The sequence below is a fragment of the Streptococcus sp. Marseille-Q6504 genome (assembly GCF_965111625.1).
The window spans coordinates 204,149-225,250 of record NZ_CBCOON010000001.1; the positions used below are offsets into that span (position 1 = coordinate 204,149).

12 protein-coding genes, 1 tRNA gene and 1 other RNA gene are annotated in these 21,102 nt (G+C 40.2%); 11 read left to right on the forward strand and 3 right to left on the reverse strand.

The genetic code is table 11. The annotated features are described in order from the left end of the window. Positions 1-16: 16 nt before the first annotated feature. Positions 17-928 carry a thioredoxin-disulfide reductase gene (gene trxB, locus ACWPUA_RS01035; RefSeq protein ID WP_036757725.1) on the forward strand — a complete coding sequence of 304 codons (912 nt, stop codon included), beginning with the start codon at positions 17-19 and terminating at the stop codon, positions 926-928. A gap of 179 nt (positions 929-1,107) precedes the next feature. Here trxB and rlmB read toward each other — a convergent pair whose 3' ends face one another. Both rlmB and def read right to left on the reverse strand, forming a co-directional pair. After that, the gene (rlmB, locus tag ACWPUA_RS01040; protein WP_454378626.1) at positions 1,108-1,836 is read right to left on the reverse strand and encodes a 23S rRNA (guanosine(2251)-2'-O)-methyltransferase RlmB; all 729 of its coding nucleotides are present in this window, start codon (positions 1,834-1,836) and stop codon (positions 1,108-1,110) included. A 44-nt stretch (positions 1,837-1,880) separates the two neighbouring features. Further along, positions 1,881-2,492 carry a peptide deformylase gene (def, locus tag ACWPUA_RS01045; RefSeq protein WP_454378628.1) on the reverse strand — a complete coding sequence of 204 codons (612 nt, stop codon included), beginning with the start codon at positions 2,490-2,492 and terminating at the stop codon, positions 1,881-1,883. A 147-nt stretch (positions 2,493-2,639) separates the two neighbouring features. Between def and ACWPUA_RS01050 the strand changes: the two genes are divergently transcribed. From ACWPUA_RS01050 to ACWPUA_RS01070, 5 genes are all read left to right on the forward strand, one after another. Beyond that, positions 2,640-3,956 carry a CapA family protein gene (locus ACWPUA_RS01050; protein WP_454378630.1) on the forward strand — a complete coding sequence of 439 codons (1,317 nt, stop codon included), beginning with the start codon at positions 2,640-2,642 and terminating at the stop codon, positions 3,954-3,956. A gap of 20 nt (positions 3,957-3,976) precedes the next feature. Further along, the gene (locus ACWPUA_RS01055) at positions 3,977-4,804 is read left to right on the forward strand and encodes an HAD family hydrolase (RefSeq protein ID WP_454378632.1); all 828 of its coding nucleotides are present in this window, start codon (positions 3,977-3,979) and stop codon (positions 4,802-4,804) included. Between the two features lies 1 nt (position 4,805). Continuing rightward, positions 4,806-5,441: an SGNH/GDSL hydrolase family protein gene (locus ACWPUA_RS01060; protein WP_454378634.1), complete on the forward strand. Its 636-nt coding sequence runs from the start codon at positions 4,806-4,808 to the stop codon at positions 5,439-5,441. A gap of 60 nt (positions 5,442-5,501) precedes the next feature. Then, positions 5,502-5,849, forward strand: a transfer-messenger RNA (tmRNA) gene (ssrA, locus tag ACWPUA_RS01065). 408 nt (positions 5,850-6,257) lie between these two features. Then, on the forward strand, positions 6,258-7,592 hold the full coding sequence (locus ACWPUA_RS01070; RefSeq protein ID WP_004260041.1) for an Nramp family divalent metal transporter: 1,335 nt from the start codon (positions 6,258-6,260) through the stop codon (positions 7,590-7,592). A gap of 79 nt (positions 7,593-7,671) precedes the next feature. On the opposite strand, the gene ACWPUA_RS01075 is transcribed toward ACWPUA_RS01070, so the two are convergent. Beyond that, positions 7,672-7,759, reverse strand: a tRNA-Ser gene (locus tag ACWPUA_RS01075). Between the two features lie 161 nt (positions 7,760-7,920). On the opposite strand from ACWPUA_RS01075, the gene ACWPUA_RS01080 reads away from it, so the two are divergent. The 5 genes from ACWPUA_RS01080 (at position 7,921) to ACWPUA_RS01100 (ending at position 21,096) form a co-directional block, all read left to right on the forward strand. Next, positions 7,921-8,661, forward strand: a complete 741-nt coding sequence (locus ACWPUA_RS01080) for a DeoR/GlpR family DNA-binding transcription regulator (RefSeq protein ID WP_414277072.1) — start codon at positions 7,921-7,923, stop codon at positions 8,659-8,661. Beyond that, positions 8,658-9,569, forward strand: a complete 912-nt coding sequence (gene pfkB / locus ACWPUA_RS01085) for a 1-phosphofructokinase (RefSeq protein WP_314945472.1) — start codon at positions 8,658-8,660, stop codon at positions 9,567-9,569. The genes ACWPUA_RS01080 and pfkB overlap by 4 nt, the downstream gene beginning before the upstream one ends. Then, positions 9,566-11,521 (forward strand): fructose-specific PTS transporter subunit EIIC, encoded by a 1,956-nt coding sequence (locus ACWPUA_RS01090; protein WP_454378637.1) that lies wholly within the window; start codon positions 9,566-9,568, stop codon positions 11,519-11,521. The genes pfkB and ACWPUA_RS01090 overlap by 4 nt, the downstream gene beginning before the upstream one ends. 140 nt (positions 11,522-11,661) lie before the next feature. Further along, positions 11,662-13,947 carry a DNA translocase FtsK gene (locus tag ACWPUA_RS01095; RefSeq protein ID WP_454378831.1) on the forward strand — a complete coding sequence of 762 codons (2,286 nt, stop codon included), beginning with the start codon at positions 11,662-11,664 and terminating at the stop codon, positions 13,945-13,947. A 327-nt stretch (positions 13,948-14,274) separates the two neighbouring features. Then, a complete protein-coding gene (locus tag ACWPUA_RS01100; RefSeq protein WP_454378639.1) occupies positions 14,275-21,096 on the forward strand; it encodes a SpGH101 family endo-alpha-N-acetylgalactosaminidase in 6,822 nt (2,273 codons plus the stop codon). Positions 21,097-21,102 lie beyond the last annotated feature (6 nt).

Sequence of the window (21,102 nt, forward strand, 5' to 3'; positions counted from 1 at the left end):
GAAAGAAGGAAATAGAATGTACGATACGATTATTATCGGTGCAGGTCCTGCTGGGATGACTGCAGCCTTGTATGCAGCTCGCAGCAATCTCAAAGTAGCTTTGATTGAAGGTGGCCTTCCTGGCGGTCAGATGAACAACACTTCTGACATTGAAAACTATCCAGGTTATGCTAACATTAGTGGACCTGAGCTAGCAGAAAAGATGTTTGAACCTCTTGAAAATCTAGGTGTTGAACATCTCTATGGCTTTGTAAAAAATATTGAGAACCATGGTGATGTTAAGAAAGTAATAACAGACAATGAAGAATTTGGAACTCGCACAGTTATCGTAGCGACTGGTTCAAAACATCGCCTCTTAGGAGTTCCAGGAGAAGAAGAACTGAATAGTCGTGGAGTTTCCTACTGTGCGGTTTGTGATGGAGCCTTTTTCCGTGACCAAGATTTGTTGGTTGTAGGTGGTGGTGACTCAGCGGTTGAGGAAGCAATCTTCTTAACACAGTTCGCCAAAACTGTAACCATCGTTCACCGTCGAGATGAGCTTCGTGCTCAAAAAGTCTTGCAAGACCGCGCCTTTGCCAATGATAAAATCAACTTCATTTGGGATTCTGTTGTCAAAGAAATCAAGGGTGAAAACCGTGTGGAGTCAGTTGTCATTGAAAATGTTAAAACAAATCAAGTGACTGAACATGCCTTTGGAGGTGTCTTCATCTATGTTGGTTTAGATCCAGTTAGCGATTTTACAAAAGATTTACAAATCCAAGATGAGTCAGGTTGGATTGTGACAGATGACCACATGAAGACAAGTGTTGCAGGTGTCTTTGCAGTTGGAGATGTTCGTCAGAAAGACCTTCGCCAAGTTACAACAGCAGTTGGAGATGGAGCTATTGCAGGCCAAGAAGCCTATAAATATATTACTGAACATAGTTAAAAAGGCGGTGGGACAGAAATCGATAGACAAAGTCTCGATTTCGTAGTCCCAGCCCCGCGAGGATGATTAGGAGCTTTTTGGAGTCTAAAAGACGAACAAAAAGTTCAATCAGCTACCGCGTCAAAGTTTGATTGCTAATAAAAAGTGAGGTCGGGATCTTTTGTCCCAACCTCACTTTTTTATAATCGATTACGGAAGACTTCGTACATAAGAATAGCAGCAGCAACGCTTGCATTGAGACTCTGTACATGTCCATTCATTGGAATAGTGATCATCTCGTCCACTTGCTTTTTGATGTTGCTAGAGATACCCTTGCCTTCATTTCCGATAATGAGGGCGACCTTTCCACTGGTGTTCCATTTATGGCAAGGAGTTCCATTCATATCAGTACCAAAGGTCCAAAAGCCTTCTTCTTTTAGCTTGTCCAAGGTTTGGCTGAGATTGGTAACGCGAGCGATAGGCACATGCTCAATGGCACCCGTTGCTGTTTTTGCAACTACGGGTGTCACACCAACAGATCGATGCTTGGGAATAATGACTCCTGAAACATTGGTTGCATCGGCTGTTCTTAGGATAGAACCTAAGTTATGAGGGTCAGTTAGTCCATCGAGGATCAATACTAGTGGGTTTTCTTCTTGACGAGTCTGAGCAAGAATCTGCTCAAGTTCAGTATAGGCAAATTCAGAAACACGTAGGACAAAACCTTGGTGGACAGCTCCTTCAGTCATCTCGGAAAGTGATTTTTTTGAAGTCCAAGAGATGGATACTTTCTTTTCAGTCGCCAGTTCCTTGATTTTTTCTACATTCTTACCTCGTAAATCATCCTGGAGATAGAGTTTGTTTCCAGTATTTGCTAACAGTGCTTCGGTAACGGCGTGAACGCCATAGACAATATCATTTGTTTTCATGGCTCTATTATAACATAAAACCCCGTTGTCGAACGGGATTTTCTTTATTCCAGAATGAGTAAACCTTCTTTGACTGCGAAAGGATCCTTTTCATTGATACGATCATAAAACATAACACCATTTAAGTGGTCGATTTCATGTTGTACAACGATGGAGTTGTAGCCTTTTAGCTTGATGCGATGCTTTTCGCCATCTTTGTCAAAGTAGTCGACAGTTACTCGAGCATGGCGGATAACATAACCTGGGACAGTACGATCGACTGATAGGCAACCTTCTCCCTCTCCTAGAGCAGCGTCTTGGACTGAGTGTGAGACAATCTTAGGATTGTACATAACAGCTTGTAAGTCATAGGCTTCTTGAGGTGTTTCACCTTCCTCGGTGATATTAGGAACTAAAACAGCAATGATGCGTTTTGAGATATCTAATTGTGGTGCAGCAAGTCCGACTCCTCCACGTAGACCTAACTTTTCAGCCATAACTGGGTCTTGTGAATGTTTCAAAAATTGCATCATTTTCTCACCAAGGATGATATCTTGATCGCTCAATGGGAAATTGACTTCCTCGGCAACTGCACGTAGAGTTGGATTTCCCTCGCGGATAATATCTTTCATGTCAATTAAATGTGAAGCTTTTGTAATACGTTCTATAGCAGACATCTTCTCTCCTTCCTTCCATTACAATTCAATGATAACACAAAATAGTTGAGAAAGAAAGTCATAGAAGTTGCTAATAAAGGGAAATAGCTATTTGTCTGTGGTATAATAAGGTAAGGAGAATTGCATCAAAAAGCAAGGAGAAAAGATATGGAAAAACGTAGTAGAAGAAAAAAGCAATCAGGATTACCAGTTGTCAGAGAGTCTATCCAATTTTTCAAAAACTATCGACAGTGGAGTAATAAAACCTTTGTTTTTGTGTTGTTGATTGTTGTTGCGATTTCGATGGCTTTGACTTTATTAGCTCAAGGAATAAAGGGAGTTCCATTGTGGAATAGGAATGCACCTGCAGTGAGTCAGAATTCAGAATCTAAAGGTAAGAATTCCGTAACGGAAGAAGAAACGAGTGTTCGCATCATGGCAAATGGTGACCTCCTCTATCATATTCCGATCTATCGAACTGCCCTAAAGGAAGATGGGACTTATGATTTTCATGAAAACTTTGAGTATGTAAAACCTTGGCTCAAACAAGCAGACCTAGTTATTGGTGATTTTGAAGGAACCGTAAATAAAGACCACTATCTTGCAGGTTATCCTTTGTTTAATGCACCAGGAGAAGTCATGGATGCTATAAAGGATGCTGGTTACCAAGTGTTAGACTTGGCTCACAATCATATCTTAGATTCTCAGATTGAGGGAGTTTTTTCAACTGCTGATGCTATCGAAAAAGCTGGAATGACTCCAATCGGAGTTTACACCCACGAACCAAGAGATAAGGCGCCTATCGTCATCAAGGAAGTCAAGGGCATAAAAGTTGCTCTTCTAGCTTATTCTTATGGCTTTAACGGTATTGAAGAATACATTTCTAAAGAAGACTACGACAATCATCTTTCTGACCTTAACGAAGAGAAAATGAAGGCAGAAATTGAACGAGCTGAAAAAGAAGCAGATATAACAGTCGTCATGCCTCAGATGGGAATTGAGTATCAATTGGAACCAACAGAAGAGCAAAAGGAACTATACCATAAAATGATCGATTGGGGGGCTGATATTATCTTCGGTGGACACCCTCACGTTGTTGAACCAGCTGAAACAGTCGATAAAGATGGAGATAAAAAACTCATCATCTATTCTATGGGGAATTTTCTATCAAATCAGCGTATTGAAACCATGCAGGATGAGGAAAATGCAAAATGGACAGAACGTGGTGTTCTCATGGACGTGACCATTAAGAAAAAAGCAGGAAAGACTACTATTGAGACTGCTAAAGCTCATCCTAGCTGGGTTAATAGGACACCAAAAGGAACGTATTCTCCAGAAGGTTATCCGCTCTATCTATACCAGACCTATATCTTAGATGATTTCATTGAGGGTGGGAAATATCGTAGCCAGTTAGATTATGAAACCAAAGAACGGATAGACACAGCTTATACAGAAATGAATGAGCATGTAGGTTTGAAATGGTAGTGACTAAGAAGAGGAGTAAGATGGACATTAGAGTAATTGCGACGGATATGGATGGAACCTTGTTGGACCCCAAGGGACAACTGGATCTACCTCGTCTAGAAAAAATTTTGGACAAGCTAGACCAATGTGATATTCGTTTTGTCATTGCAACGGGAAACGAAGTTCATCGTATGCGACAATTACTGGGACATTTAGCAGAGAGAGTGGTTCTCGTAGTTGCTAACGGTGCTCGGATATTCGAGAACAATGAATTGATTCAAGCACAAACTTGGGATGATGCCATGGTTGATAAAGCTTTGGCCCACTTTAAAGGTAGAGAATGTCAAGATCAGTTTGTCGTAACTGCTATGAATGGTGGTTTTGTAAAGAAAGGTACTGTTTTTACAGAACTTGATAAATTTATGACTCCAGAGATGATTGAGAAGCTCTATCAACGATTGAATTTTGTCGATGAATTTGATTCCAGTCTCTTTGGTGGCGTTCTCAAGATGAGCATGGTAGTTGGTGAAGAGCGATTGGATTCGGTTTTACAAGAAGTTAATGATTTGTTTGATGGTCGTGTTCGAGCTGTTTCCAGCGGTTATGGCTGTATTGATATCTTACAAGATGGGATTCATAAAGCGTGGGGGTTAGTAGAATTGCTCAAACGTTGGAACTTAAAACCTGAACAAATCATGGCCTTTGGTGATAGTGAAAATGACATTGAAATGTTAGAGTTGGCAGGAATTTCATACTCTATGGAAAATGCAGAAGAAGCTGTTAAGAGAGTTACGACAAAAGTAGCTCCAGCCAACAGTCAGGCAGGTGTTTACAAAGTTTTAGAGAACTGGCTAGAAAGAGGAGAATAACTTGGCAGTACAGCTATTAGAAAACTGGCTCTTAAAAGAGCAAGAGAAAATCCAAACCAAGTATCGTGAACTCAATCAGATTTCGGTAATTGAACCAGATATTATCTTTATTGGAGATTCTATTGTTGAGTATTATCCCTTACAGGAATTGCTAGGGACAACAAAGACCATCGTGAATCGAGGTATTCGAGGCTATCAAACTGGCCTTTTACTTGATAACCTTGATGCCCACCTATATGGTGATGCAGTGGATCAAATTGTTCTTTTGATTGGGACCAATGACATTGGAAAAGAAGTTCCAATGAGTCAAGCATTAACAAATCTTGAAAGTGTAATTCAAAGTATTTCTCGTGACTATCCGCTGTCACAGATTAAGCTAGTTTCTATTCTGCCAGTTCATCAAGGGGAAGAATACAAACAGACAGTTTATATTCGTACAAATGAGAAAATCAAGGTCTGGAACCAAGCCTATCAAGATCTAGCTTCTGCCTACATGCAGGTAGAATATGTATCTGTCTTTGAAGAGCTACTCGATCAGGAAGGGCAACTCAAATCAGACTATACAACAGATGGGCTTCACCTTAGCGTTTCTGGCTATCAGGCTCTATCAGAAACCTTGAAAACTAGACTTTTTTAAACATCTACTTGCATTTTTGCTTTTTTAACCTAGATAAGGTATAATATCTTTATAGTCTTTGGGGTCGTTACGGATTCGACAGGCATTATGAGGCATATTTTGCGACTCGTGTGGCGACGTAAACGCTCAGTTAAATATAACTGCAAAAAATAACACTTCTTACGCTCTAGCTGCCTAAAAACCAGCAGGCGTGACCCGATTCGGATTGCTCGTGTCTGATGACAGGTCTTAATTTTAGCGAGATACGATCAAACTTTGTCTAGCAGTTTGATAAGAGATTAATAGACTCGCAGTTCCTAGGCTTGAGTTATGTGTCGAGGAGCTGTTAAAACAATACATAACCTATGGTTGTAGACAAATATGTTAGCAGGTGTTTGGACGTGGGTTCGACTCCCACCGGCTCCATTAATAATTTACATTGTTTTGTAAATCTTTCTAAAACGTTGTTTTTACAACGTTTTTTGTTTTATTCTTTAGTATTCCTTGGTATTCTTTTATACAAAAAGGATACAATTTTCAGTTGTATCCTAAATATTAAATCAAGTCCTGAATTTTCTTAAGTTTTTATCATATTTTCTGTTATAATTAAGGTGCCTTAAGAAAAATAATGAAAAAACTAAATGTTTTTCATATAGTTTTCATTTTTTGTGTTATAATTAAGGTGCCTTAAGAAAAATATTAAGGTGCCTTAAGAAAAATAATGAAAAAACTAAATGTTTTTCATATAGTTTTCATTGTTTTAATAGTTTAAAGTCAATCTTATTTTTCTCTAATAGAAAATAATGAAAAAGTAGGTTTAGAAAGAGGTAAGTATCTATGTCTTCTCATAAAAAAGTGTCACTTTCTGAGATTAATCAGTCCATCGATACTCCAAATAACAATCATTTCTGGCAAAATTTAAAGGCCTTTTTAGGTCCGGGTGCTCTTGTCGCAGTTGGTTATATGGATCCAGGAAACTGGATTACCAGTGTAGTCGGTGGTGCTTCCTATAAGTATAGTCTCTTGTTTGTTATCTTGATTTCATCTCTCATTGCCATGCAACTTCAGCAGATGGCAGGAAAGCTTGGTATTGTAACCCAGATGGACCTGGCTCAAGCAACGGCTCATCATTCACCTAAATGGCTTCGTTATAGTCTATGGGTGATTTTAGAATTAGCCTTGATGGCGACAGACCTGGCAGAAGTTCTAGGTTCAGCCATTGCTCTCAATCTTCTCTTTAAGATTCCGATTATGATAGCCATCCTTTTGACGGTTCTAGATGTCTTTCTCTTATTGCTTTTGATGAAATTTGGCTTTAAGAAGATTGAAGCTATTGTGACAACACTGATTTTAACCATTCTAGCAATTTTTACCTATCTGGTAGCTTTGTCACATCCAAGCTTCCAAGGAATCGTTGAGGGTTATCTACCGAATGCAACCTTATTTGAAAGTCCCTTGCCAGGGCATGAAAGTCAATTAACCTTGGCACTAGGGATCGTGGGAGCAACGGTTATGCCCCATAACCTCTATTTGCATTCTTCCTTGTCTCAAACTCGGAAAATCAATCACAAGGACAAGAATGATGTTCGAAAAGCCGTGCGCTTTATGACCTGGGATTCAAATCTCCAATTATCCTTGGCCTTTGTGGTTAACTCCCTTCTATTAATTCTCGGGGCGGCTCTCTTTTTCGGCCATGCATCTGAGATTTCTGCCTTCTCTCAAATGTATAATGCCTTGCAGGATTCTACTATTGCAGGAGCTATAGCTAGCTCGACCTTATCAACCTTGTTTGCCTTGGCTTTATTAGCCAGTGGTCAAAATTCGACAATTACGGGTACCTTGACTGGACAAATCGTTATGGAAGGTTTCTTGCATATGAGATTGCCTCAATGGTTCATTCGTTTGGCAACTCGTCTCTTTGCCTTGTTGCCTGTCATGATTGTAGCGGTTCTGTTTGGTCATCAGGAAAAAACCTTGGATCAGTTATTGGTCTATTCGCAGGTTTTTCTTTCAATCGCTCTTCCATTTTCAATCTTCCCTCTGATTTATCTCACTTCAAAAAAATCACTGATGGGCGAATTTACCAATGCTAAATGGAATACCATTCTTGGTTATATTGTTTCCATTATCTTAACTATTCTCAATGTGAAATTGTTATTTGATATTTTCTAAGAAATTCACCCGAGTTATAAAACAAGCATATAAGGAAAAAGATACCCAAGATTTCTTGGGTATCTTTTTTGAAACTAAACGGAAGACATGGGATTCGAACCCACGCACGCTTTAACACGCCTACCGCGTTTCCAACACGGCCTCTTAAGCCTCTTGAGTAATCTTCCAATACTTACTAACCTAGTCTACCATAAAGCCTTCTTTCTTGCAAATTTATTTAAAGTTGAGGAGTCGGTGATAGAAAATGAAAGAAAGTGACAAAAAATGCTTGACTTTGATTTTTTTTATGATAGAATGAATAATGTAATCGTTAACAGGAGGTGGGTTCATGCTAAAAAGTGAACGAAAACAGGTGATTTTAGAAGAATTGAGAAAGCATAAAATCGTCTCTCTAGAGAAATTGGTTGGCTTGTTAGATACTTCGGAATCAACGGTTAGACGTGATTTAGATGAATTGGAGTCTGAAAATAAACTTCGTCGAGTGCATGGAGGAGCAGAGTTGCCTCACTCCTTGCAAGAAGAAGAAACCATTCAAGAAAAATCTGTCAAAAACCTTCAAGAGAAAAAGTTGATCGCTCAAAAAGCAGCTTCTCTCATCAAAGAAAAAGATGTTATCTTTGTGGATGCAGGAAGTACGACAGCCTTTCTCATTAAGGAATTGGAGCGAAAAGACATTACAGTGGTAACCAATTCCATTCACCATGCGGTTCAATTAGTGGATAAGCAAATCCCAACAGTCATTATTGGTGGTGGAGTCAAGATGACAACTGATGCCAGTATCGGAGGAGTAGCTCTCAATCAGATTAACCAACTGCACTTTGACCGTGCCTTTATTGGAATGAATGGTGTAGATGAAGGTTACTTTACAACTCCAGATATGGAGGAGGGCGCTGTCAAGAGAGCAATCTTAGAAAATGCTAAACAGACGTATGTTCTAGCAGATTCATCCAAGATTGGTCAGTCTTGTTTTGCTAAGGTAGCTCCTATAAAACGTGCTATTGTCATTACAAGCAAGGGTCACGAGCTCTTGTCAGCTATCAAAGAGAAAACGGAGGTAATAGAAGTATGATTTATACAGTCACACTTAATCCATCTATAGACTACATTGTCCGTTTGGACAAAGTGGAAGTTGGTAGTGTCAATCGTATGGATAGTGATGATAAATTTGCTGGTGGTAAAGGTATCAATGTTAGCCGTGTCTTGAAGCGTTTGGATATTCCAAATACAGCGACAGGTTTCATCGGAGGCTTTACTGGAAAATTTATCACAGATACTTTAGCTGAAGAACAAATTGAAACGCAATTTGTCCAAGTGGCAGAAGATACGCGTATCAATGTCAAGATAAAAGCAGATCAAGAAACAGAAATCAATGGGACTGGTCCTACTGTTGAAGCTGAACAACTTGAAGAGTTAAAAGCTATTCTTTCAAGTTTAACAGCAGAAGATACAGTTGTCTTTGCGGGTTCGAGTGCAAAAAACTTAGGCAATGTCATTTATAAGGATTTGATTGCCTTGACTCGTCAGACGGGCGCTCAAGTGGTCTGTGACTTTGAAGGTCAAACCTTGATCGATAGTTTGGATTATCAACCACTTTTGGTCAAACCAAATAATCATGAACTGGGAGCTATCTTTGGAGTCAAGCTTGAAAGCCTTGATGAAATAGAGAAATATGCTCGAGAGTTATTGGCTAAAGGTGCTCAAAACGTGATTATCTCTATGGCTGGTGATGGTGCCCTTCTGGTGACATCCGAGGGAGCATATTTTGCTAATCCGATTAAAGGAACCGTGAAAAACTCAGTTGGTGCTGGTGACTCTATGGTTGCTGGATTTACGGGTGAGTTTGTCAAATCAAAAGACGCAGTAGAAGCCTTCAAATGGGGAGTGGCATGTGGAACAGCAACCACATTTTCAGATGATTTAGCAACTGCAGCATTTATTAAAGAGACTTATGAAAAAGTTGAGGTAGAAAAAAGATGAAAATTCAAGATTTATTGAGAAAAGATGTCATGTTGCTTGATTTGCAAGCAACTGAAAAAACAGCAGCTATCGAAGAAATGATTCATAGTTTGGTTGAACACGGATACGTGACAGATTTTGAAACCTTCAAAGAAGGAATCTTAGCGCGTGAAGCTTTGACTTCTACAGGCTTGGGCGACGGTATCGCTATGCCACACAGCAAAAATGCTGCTGTAAAGGAAGCAACAGTTCTCTTTGCTAAGTCGAACAAGGGTGTTGACTACGAAAGTTTAGACGGACAAGCAACTGACCTCTTCTTTATGATTGCTGCTCCAGAAGGTGCCAATGATACCCACTTGGCTGCCTTGGCAGAATTGTCACAATATTTGATGAAAGACGGATTTGCTGATAAACTTCGTCAAGTAACATCAGCTGATCAAGTCATTGAACTCTTTGACCAAGCTTCAGAAAAAGCTCAAGAACCAGTTCAAGCTCCTGCAAACGAATCTGGTGACTTTATCGTAGCAGTTACAGCTTGTACAACAGGAATTGCCCACACATACATGGCCCAAGAAGCTCTTCAAAAAGTGGCTGCGGAAATGGGTGTTGGTATCAAGGTTGAAACAAATGGTGCTAGCGGTGTTGGCAACAAATTGACAGCAGAAGATATCCGCAATGCCAAAGCTGTTATCATCGCTGCAGATAAAGCAGTTGAGATGGATCGTTTCGATGGTAAACCATTGGTGAACCGTCCAGTTGCAGATGGTATTCGTAAGACAGAAGAATTGATCAACTTGGCTCTTTCTGGCAATGCTGAAGTATATCGTGCTGCTAATGGAGCGCAAGCTTCAACATCATCTAATGAAAAACAAAGTCTAGGTGGTGCCTTCTACAAACACTTGATGAGTGGTGTATCCCAAATGTTGCCATTCGTTATTGGTGGTGGTATCATGATTGCCCTCGCCTTCTTGATTGATGGGGCTTTGGGTGTGCCTAATGAGAGCCTTGGAAATCTTGGTTCTTACCATGAACTCGCTTCTATGTTCATGAAAATCGGTGGTTCTGCCTTTGGTTTGATGTTGCCAGTATTTGCAGGATATGTTGCCTACTCAATCGCTGAAAAACCAGGTTTGGTAGCCGGTTTCGTAGCTGGTGCTATCGCTAAAGAAGGTTATGCCTTTGGTAAAATCCCTTATGCTCAGGGTGGTGAAGCAACTTCAGCTCTTGCAGGGGTATCATCAGGTTTCCTTGGAGCCCTCGTAGGTGGATTTATCGCAGGTGCCTTGGTGCTCTTGGTTAAGAAATACGTGAAGGTTCCTCGCTCACTTGAAGGTGCTAAGTCAATCCTTCTCTTGCCACTATTTGGAACAATCTTAACAGGATTTGTCATGCTAGCGGTTAACATCCCAATGGCAGCAATTAACACTGGAATGAACAACTTCCTTGGTGGTCTTGAAGGTGGATCAGCTGTCCTTCTTGGAGTCGTTCTTGGAGGAATGATGGCTGTCGATATGGGTGGCCCTGTCAATAAAGCAGCCTACGTCTTTGGTACTGGTACCCTTGCAGCAACAGTTGCAACAGGTGGTTCAGTAGCTATGGCAGCAGTTATGGCTGGAGGAATGGTTCCACCACTTGCAATCTTTGTCGCAACTCTTCTCTTTAAAAATAAATTTACCAAAGAAGAACGTAACTCTGGTTTGACGAACATCGTTATGGGCTTGTCATTCATCACTGAAGGTGCGATTCCATTTGGTGCAGCAGACCCAGCTCGTGCTATCCCAAGCTTCATTCTTGGTTCAGCGGTAGCAGGTGGACTCGTTGGTCTTGCGAATATCAAACTCATGGCTCCTCACGGAGGAATCTTCGTTATCGCCCTTACTTCAAATGCTCTTCTCTATCTTGTCTCTGTCTTGGTAGGAGCACTTGTCAGTGGTGTCGTTTACGGTTACCTTCGTAAACCATTAGAAAAATAATTACAATAGATTCAAATGACTGAACACGAAAGTGGGCAGTCATTTTTTTAACCTCTCGAAAAGTTTCTGAAATATGATATAATAGAAGCATGGCAAACAAGAATACAACTAAAACAAGACGCAGACCGTCTAAAGCAGAATTGGAAAGAAAACAAGCGATTCAACGAATGTTGATTTCCTTAGCTTTGGCTATCTGTTTAATTTTTGCTGCTCTTAAATGGGGAGCTGTCGGAATCACTGTTTATAACCTGATTCGCTTACTCGTAGGGAGTTTAGCATACTTAGCTATTTTCTCTCTCTTGATTTATCTATTCTTCTTTAAATGGATTCATAAACAAGAAGGCTTGCTAGCAGGTTTCTTCTTTATTTTTGCAGGCTTGCTCCTCATCTTTCAAGCTTATCTTGTCTGGAAGCTTAGCATGGCAAATGCTATTTTTCAAGGAACGATTGGACAAATCTTTAAAGATTTAACCAGTTTTCAAGTAACAAGTTTTGCAGGGGGAGGCTTGTTAGGGGTAGGTCTCTACATTCCGGTAGCCTTTTTGTTCTCAAACATCGGTACCTATTTCATAGGGGCAATCTTAATCCTAATCGGAGCTCTTTTAATGAGCCCATGGTCTATCTATGATATTGCTGATTTTCTTTCAGCTCGATTTGCTATCTGGATGGAGCGCCGTGAACAGAAAAAACAAGAGCGCTTTATCAAGCGTGAAGAGGAGAAGGCACGAAGAGAGGCAGAAGAGCAAGCAAGACTTGAAAAAGAAAGAGAAGAGCAGGCTTTGCTTGGCATGCAGCCTGTAGATATGGAGACAGGAGAAATCTTATCAGACCAACCACTGCAAGAATTTCCTCCGCTTCCAGAGGAGGAATGGGTAGAACCTGAGATTATTCTCCCACAAGCTGATTTTGATTACCCTGAAGAAGGAGACTATCCAGAGGAAGAAGTTTTCTCTGAAGAAGATGATGATGACGAAGAGGTAGAAGTAGATTTTTCTGCTAAAAAAGCCTTGGAGTATAAGCTTCCAAGCTTGCAACTCTTTGCACCAGATAAGCCCAAAGACCAGTCCAAGGAAAAGAAAATCGTTCGAGAAAATATTAAAATTTTGGAAGAGACCTTCGCAAGTTTTGGTATTAAAGTGACTGTAGAAAGAGCAGAAATCGGTCCGTCGGTGACCAAGTATGAGGTTAAACCTGCAGTTGGTGTCCGTGTCAACCGTATTTCCAATCTAGCAGACGACTTGGCTTTGGCCTTGGCTGCTAAAGATGTCCGTATCGAAGCACCGATTCCTGGGAAATCCTTGGTAGGTATCGAAGTTCCTAACTCGGAAATTGCAACTGTATCCTTCCGTGAGCTTTGGGAACAATCTCAGACTAAGCCTGAAAATCTTTTAGAAATTCCTCTTGGGAAAGCAGTCAATGGTACGGCTCGTAGTTTTGATTTGGCAAAAATGCCTCACTTGCTAGTGGCCGGTTCTACAGGTTCTGGTAAATCCGTTGCAGTTAACGGAATCATCGCAAGTATTTTGATGAAGGCCCGCCCTGACCAGGTTAAGTTTATGATGGTGGACCCTAAGATGGTTGAGCTTTCAGTATACAACGATATCCCTCATCTCTTGATTCCAGTTGTGACCAACCCTCGTAAGGCCAGCAAGGCTTTGCAAAAAGTCGTTGATGAGATGGAAAACCGCTACGAACTATTTGCTAAGGTTGGCGTTCGAAATATTGCCGGTTTCAATGCTAAAGTTGAGGAATTCAACGCTCAATCAGAGTACAAACAAGTACCCCTACCTTTAATCGTCGTGATTGTGGATGAGTTGGCTGACCTCATGATGGTTGCTAGCAAGGAAGTAGAAGATGCCATTATCCGACTTGGACAGAAGGCGCGTGCGGCTGGTATTCATATGATTCTTGCAACCCAGCGTCCTTCAGTGGATGTTATTTCTGGTTTGATTAAGGCAAATGTGCCATCACGTGTAGCATTCGCGGTTTCTTCAGGAACAGATTCACGTACGATTTTGGATGAAAATGGTGCTGAGAAATTGCTTGGTCGAGGGGATATGCTCTTTAAACCAATTGATGAAAACCATCCTGTTCGTCTCCAAGGTTCCTTTATCTCAGATGATGATGTGGAACGCATCGTAAACTTCATTAAGGCTCAAGCTGATGCGGATTATGATGAAAGCTTTGACCCAGGAGAAGTATCTGAGACAGAAGGTGAGTATGGTTCTAGCGATGATGCTGGAGATCCTCTCTTTGAAGAAGCAAAAGCTCTTGTCATCGAGACACAAAAAGCAAGTGCATCCATGATTCAACGCCGTCTTTCAGTTGGATTTAACCGAGCCACTCGCTTGATGGAAGAATTAGAGATGGCTGGAGTTATTGGTCCTGCTGAAGGGACAAAACCTCGAAAAGTCTTACAACAATAAATTGTTTGAAAATAGAATAAAAATTCAAGAAATTACCTTTCGAAAATCGGGAAAATCTACTCTAATTTTTCGAAGGTGATTTCTTTTTTTATGCCTATGATTATAGGTGTTCTTGTAGTAAAAAGACTTTCAGTTTGGTTCGGGTTTTAGATTTTACTTTTACTAATTTTAACTAATAAAGTATTGATTTTTAAACTGGTTTTTGATATATTAAAATGGTATAAGAAATATTTATATGTTTAAAAAATAAGCGAAAAAAATGAAGGGGGTTATTTTTTAAGACGAAATGCAAACGCTTACTTTTTAAGCAGGAAGGAATAAAAAATTATGGATAAAAGGTTATTTGAAAAACGTTGTAAATATAGTATTCGGAAATTTTCATTAGGTGTTGCTTCTGTAATTATTGGTGCTACATTCTTTGGAACAAGTACTGTTTTGGCAGATACAGCCCAAACTGGTTCTACTGCAAATATGCCAGCTGATTTAGCCGCAGCTCTGGCAAATGCAAAAGATGATAATGGACATGATTTTGAAGCACCAAAACCTGGAGAAAATCAAGGGTCTCCAGAAGTTACCGAAGGACCAAAAACTGAGGAAGAATTACTAGCGAAAGAAAAAGAAGCTGCAGCAACTTCAGCAACTGAAAATGAACTTCCTAAAGATCTGCGTGAAAAACTCGATAAGGCTGAAGATAGTGGCCATACTGCTTCGAAAGAAGACTTAGCAAAAGAAGATAAAAGTTTAGTTCCAGAAGATGTCGCTAAAACAAAAAACGGTGAATTGAATTACGGTGCAACTGTTGAAATTAAGAGCGATGCTGGGACTGGTAGTGGGATTGTGATAGGAGAAAATCTTGTTTTATCCGTATCTCATAACTTTATCAAGGATGTTCCGGATGGCAATAATCGTAAGGTAGCAGACAACATCGAAAGTGATAAAGATGTGTATACAGTTTCTTATGAAGGTGCACCAGACGTTAAGTTTAGTAAAAATGATGTAAAACACTGGGACCGTGAAGGCTTCCTAAAAGGTTATAAAAATGACTTAGCCATTGTCAAACTTCGCAGTCCACTTGCAAATGCTCCAGTTGAAGTTGCGGATAAACCATCAACTATCAAGACAGGAGATAAGGTACATGTATTTGGCTATCCAAAAGGAGAGCTTGATCCAATCCTTAATACCACTGTCGAAGATATTAATGACCATGGAGAGGGCGTTCGTGGAATTAGTTACCAAGGAAGTGAACCTGGTGCCAGTGGTGGCGGAATCTTTGATGAAAATGGTAAATTAATTGGGATTCATCAAAACGGTGTATCTGGTAAACGTAGTGGAGGTATTCTTTTCTCACCTGCCCAATTAGAGTGGATTCAAAATTATATCAAAGGTATTGAAACAACTAAACCAGCGGGTCTAGATGCACTTGACAAACAAGTAGAAGATAAAGAAGAAAAACCAAAAGAGGACAAACCTCAGGAAGAAAAACCAGTTGAAAACAAACCAGTTGAAAACAAACCAGCTGAGAATAAACCAGCTGAGAATAAACCAGCTGAGAATAAACCAGCTGAGAATAAACCGGCTGAAGCAGCAACGGGAGAAACTAGCGGCGCTACTGCCGAAGTGAAAAAAGAGTGGGACTCAGTAAGCCGTGTGAAAGGGAATGTTGAAGTCGTTGAAGAAGGCGGAGTACGCTACAACAAATTAACTTCAACAACAGCTAACGACAATGGAGCAAACGAAGCTTTATTTGAAAAAGCTGGATTACAGGCGGATGCGGAAGGAAATGTAAGCGTTGACTTAACGTTCAAGGCAAATACTCCTCCAGCTGAAACACGCTTTGGGGTATATCTAAAATATAAAGATAATGACAATAACATCTTTGTTGGGTATGACAAGGGCGGTTGGTTCTGGCAATACAAAGGACCAAATGTAAACACTTGGTATAGTAAGACTCGTGTAGAAGCACCAAATGTAGGTGAAGAAAACCACCTATCTATCGTTTACAAAAAAGACGGTCAATTAAATGCTACAAATAATGGACAAAATTTATTTAGCACAGAAGTTGTTCCAGAAGTTGTCAAGAACGCTTTAGCTGATGTGAATAAAGTTTACCTCAAAGCTGGTACTTACGGTACAGAATTATCTTCTGTATCGATAAAAGCGGATAACCAAGATAACATCAAACCTGAAGAAGAAACTCCAGCTGTGGATGATGGGTTACGTCGCAATGACCAAGATGTTCACTATGAAACTTTACAATCAGAACAATTAAAAGCGATTATCGACACAGCGTTTCCACGTGTTAAAGAATATGAATTAGATGGAAAAACGTTAACAGGTCAAGTTCAAAAATTAGATAAAATGTCAATCAACGGTGTATTAGTCACTCCAGAAGTTCAATACCGTAAGATTGATGACACTACTGCAGAATATGTAATGAAAGTAAGAAACGATGATGAATTCATCAACGCTGAAATCACTGTAAAATTACAATTAGTCGGCAACGAAATGCACTTCGATGTGACAAAAGTAGTGAATAAAAACAATGTCGAAATGGGTAAACCAGTCGACAATGTTCGCAAATTAATCCAAACTATTGAATTCCCAGGAAACACACTTGTTTCTGTTGGTTCTAACAAACAAGGTGCAAAATTCGACGGAGCTCAAATGTCTACAAACACACATAACCGTGGAGACTATCATTTAGACTTGAAAGAAGGCAAGATGAATGAATATACTTACGGCTTCATGTATGGATTTGTTTCTTCTAATGAATTAGCAGCATCTGTTTGGAGTAACTCTCAATTTACTTATAGAGGAAATGACTTTGCACGTTTAACAACAGCGTTAGAACGTGTTGAAGGCGTAAACTACTTAGGTATTCAAAGCTCACCTTACTGGTACCAACGTGCTTATAAGAACTTAGTATTCCCAGAATACACATTAGAATTACCAAGTTCTAAAGTAGTCATTACAAAAGACTTAAACAAAGATAATGTGGTAGACTGGCAAGATGGTGCGATTGCATATCGTAATATCATGAACAATCCTAAAGGGGCAGAATCTGTTCCAGATTTAGTAGCGTATCGTATTGCGATGAACTTCGCATCTCAAGCGCAAAACCCATTCTTAATGACATTAGATGGTATTAAGAAGATTAACTTACACACAGATGGTTTAGGCCAATCAATCTTACTTAAAGGGTATGGTAGTGAAGGTCACGACTCAGGTCACTTAAACTATGCGGATATCGGTAAGAGAATCGGTGGCGTTGAAGACTTCAAGAAATTATTAGCAAGATCAAAAGAATATGGAGCTAAAATCGGTATTCACGTTAATGCTTCTGAAACATATCCTGAATCTAAATACTTCAGCGAAGCTATTTTACGTAGAAACTCTGACGGAACATATATGTACGGTTGGAACTGGTTAGACCAAGGTATCAACATCGATGCAGAATATGACTTAGCTCATGGACGTTTAGATCGTTGGAAAGAGTTAAGAGAAAAACTAGGTGCTGACTTAGACTTCATTTATGTGGACGTTTGGGGTAACGGACAATCAGGAGATAACACTGCTTGGCCAACTCACGTACTTGCTAAAGAATTAAACTCTCAAGGATGGCGTATGGCTATCGAGTGGGGCTTCGGTGCAGAATATGACTCAACATTCCAACACTGGGCAGCTGACTTAACTTACGGTGGATATTCACTGAAGGGTATTAACTCAAATATCACTCGATTCATTCGTAACCACCAAAAAGACTCATGGGTGGGTGACTATCCAAGCTACGGTGGTGCCGCTAACTATCCATTACTTGGTGGATATAACATGAAAGACTTCGAAGGATGGCAAGGTCGAAGCGACTACGAAGGATATATTCGTAACCTCTTCGAAAACAACATCATGACGAAGTTCTTCCAACACTACAAAGTTTCTAAATGGGTGAACGGTGACCCAGTTGCGATGAGCGACAACGGTCAAAACTACAAGTGGACTCCAGAGATGGAAGTACATTTAACAAATGACAATGGGGACGAAGTGAAGATTGTTCGTCAATCAAACGACCCTAATAGCCCAGATTACCGTAAACGTGTCACAACATTAAACGGTCGTGTCATCGAAAATGGTAGAAGCTACTTAGTACCATGGAACTGGGATGAAAATGGTAAAGCTTTAACAGGCGACAAAGAAAAGATGTACTTCTACACAACTGAAGGTGGAACAACTGAATGGACTCTTCCAGAAGATTGGACTGGAGATAAAGTATACCTTTACCGTTTAACAGACCAAGGTAAGAAAGATGTTGTAGAATTAACAGTCGGCGCAGACCGTAAGATTCAAATTACGGGAGATGCGAACCAACCATATGTACTTTACAAAGCTCCTCAAGGCAAAAAGACAATGGTATGGAGTGAAGGTCTACACATCTATGACCAAGGTTTCAACAGCGGAACATTAGATCATTGGGAAAAAACGGGTGACAGCGAACACGCTGAAATCGTGAAATCTCAAGGGGCTAACGAAATGTTACGTATTCAAGGAAACACTGAACGTGTGACATTGAAACAACGCTTAACAGACTTGAAACCAAATACAAGATATGCTGTTTATGTAGGTGTAGATAACCGAAGTGATGCACGTGCAGATATCACAATCCGTGTAGGCGACAAAGTGATTTCTAACTACACTAACAAATCAATCGCGAAGAACTATGTACAAGCACATGCGCATAACACACTTTCAAAGAACGCAACTGTGGATAATACAAGTTACTTCCAAAACATGTATGTATACTTCACAACAGGCGAAGATGTTTCTAATGTGACATTAGAACTTGGACGTGATGCGGATGCAGCAGCAACTTACTTCGATGAAATTCGTGTATTTGAAAATCAATCTGTAATGTACAACGAAAAACACGATACAGGAAATAGTAAATTCAAACAAGACTTTGAAGAAGTGCCTCAAGGTATCTTCCCATTCGTAGTCGGCGATGTTGAAGGCGTACAAGATAACCGTACTCACTTATCTGAGAAACACGAACCATATACTCAACGTGGATGGAATGGTAAGAAAGTCAACGATGTTATTGAAGGCAATTGGTCATTGAAGACGAACGGTTTATCAGGTTATGACAAACTCGTTTACCAAACAATTCCACAAAACTTCCGCTTCGAAGAAGGTAAGACTTATAAAGTAACCTTCGAGTATGAAGCAGGTTCAAATGGAGCATACTCATTCGTTATCGGTAATGGCGAAAATTCTCGTCGTAGCAAATTAACGAAATACGACTTAGAAAACACTTGGGAAAATTCATCAACTCCTAAGAAAGTAAGCTTCTATGTTACTGGTGAAAAAGGTGGAAACACTTGGATTGGTATTTACTCAAATGCGCGTGGTGCCGATACTAAAGGAGCTACAGATAACAACGAAATCAACTTCAAAGGTTATAAAGACTTTATGTTAGATAACCTTGAAATTGAAGAAATTAAGTTAACTGGTAAGATGATCATCGATGAAGCATACGAAAAGAATACTCCAATCGTAAATGGCAACTACAAACAAGATTCATTAAATGCATATAAAGACGCTGTAGCAGCTTTATTAGAAGCAGACGATGATATTAGTGTGGATGACGCTAAAGCTCTTGTAGAACGCGTTAACGAGGCTAAAGAAAAACTTGCGGTGAAACGTAGCGCTCCAGATTGGGACGATATTCATGATCTTGATGCTCCTTATGAAGAAGCAGATAATGTATGGTATGCATTTGATGGAAATACAAATACTTTATGGCATACACCTTATGGAGTGAATAGCTTAGGAAAACCATTAACAGTAGAGTTCAATAATCCGATGGAATCAACTCGCTTTGAATATGTTCCTCGTCCTTCAGGTCCAAACGGACGTGTGATGAGCGGTAGCCTTACAGTGATTGATGAAAAAGGACAAGAACATAACTTTAGCTTTACTGGATGGGAAAATAATGCGAAGACAAAAGTGATTAACTTCGATGCTCCAATCAAAGTGAAGAAAGCAATCTTTACTGGTAACGAAACATACGGTGATCCTGGACATATTTCAGCAGCGGAATTACGCTTCGTCCTTCCAGTTGAAGAGGATAAACCATTAGATGAAGCTGCATACAATGCTGAAGTAGAACGTGTTCGTAAGATTGATCGTCAAGATGCGAAAGAATATTTGGCGGCTGTTGAAGCTTACAAGAATGGCCTTGCAGAACATAACTTATTAACTCCAAACGGACTTAATAAATTGGTAGAAGGCTTGAAAGAAATTAAAGAAACTGAAGAGCCAACTCCAGATCCAAAACCAACCCCAGATCCAGAGCCAACTCCAGATCCGAAACCAACTCCAGAACCAAAACCAACCCCAGATCCAGAGCCAACTCCAGATCCAGAGCCAACTCCAGATCCGAAACCAACTCCAGATCCAGAACCAACTCCAGATCCAGAACCAACCCCAGATCCAAAACCAACTCCAGATCCAGAGCCAACTCCAGATCCAGAGCCAACCCCGGATCCAAAACCAACTCCAGATCCAGAGCCAACTCCAGATCCAGAGCCGACTCCAGATCCAGAGCCAACTCCAGATCCAGAACCAACTCCGGATCCAGAACCAACTCCAGATCCGAAACCAACTCCGGAACCTGAAGTCCTTTCAAGTAAGGGAGAACAGCAACCACCAGTAGTTGAAATTCCTGAATTTACAGGTGGAGTTAATGCTGCAGAAGCAGCTGTTTATGACATTCCAGAGTTCAAGGGTGGCGTTAATTGGGTTGAAGCTGCTAAGAATGAGGTTCCAGAGTTCAAGGGTGGCGTTAATTGGGTTGAAGCGGACAAGAATGAGCTCCCAGAATTCAAGGGTGGCGTTAATTGGGTTGAAGCAGCTAAGAATGATGTTCCTGAGTATAAAGAAACATTAGGTGCAGGAGACAATCAGACAAGTCCAGTTGCAGAAAAACTTGATCAGAAACCAGCTCTTACACCAACACCTGCTATGCAAGCAGCACAAAAAGAAGCAGATCAGTCCAAACTTCCTGAAACTGGTGAAGGCACAACTGAACACCTCTTCCTAGCTGGTCTTACATTAGCAATGTCTGCTTTATTTCTTCAAAAAAGAAAAGAAGATTAAAATATA